Here is a 502-nt window from a genome sequence, read left to right on the forward strand (position 1 = left end):
TTCTCGACACTCCTCGTGCCCAGCGCACCAGCCATGCTTCCGGTGTCGTGAAGTTGCTTATCCTCAACCTTCCTGACCCGACGAAGTGGGTTGTTACGCATATGGATAACGCCACCAAGCTGGCCCTGGCAACGTCTCCGTACCCCAGCGTCTCAGCCTTACTGGCCGATGCCCGTCATAAGGCGGTGGCTTCGGTGGCTCAGGAGAAGGCGGGTGACTTGTCAGGGATTCGCGACAAGAAGACATTCGACGACCTCGCTTTAGTCGTTCGTCAAGACCAGGCCGACCGGATGGCTCGAGTGGTGCGTACTGCTGGCAGGATCCTCAGTCGTGTCGTCGCTGCTCGTCAGGCTCTGGTAACTGTCTCGGATCCGGCGATCCGTGCTGACATCGTCGCTCAGATTGATGACCTCGTCTTCGAGAATTTCATTTCGGCTACCCCGGACCCTTGGTATGACGACATGCCGCGCTGGATTCGAGGGGGTGAGCGTGCGGATCGAGT

General features: G+C 59.0%; 1 protein-coding gene. It reads left to right on the top strand.

Annotated features, from left to right (window positions below):
- The coding region (locus HMPREF0721_RS11345; protein ID WP_006599941.1) for a DUF3418 domain-containing protein at positions 1-502 on the top strand (502 nt) is incomplete at both ends.

It is taken from the genome of Pseudoramibacter alactolyticus ATCC 23263 (assembly GCF_000185505.1).
In the GTDB taxonomy this organism is placed as follows: domain Bacteria; phylum Bacillota; class Clostridia; order Eubacteriales; family Eubacteriaceae; genus Pseudoramibacter; species Pseudoramibacter alactolyticus.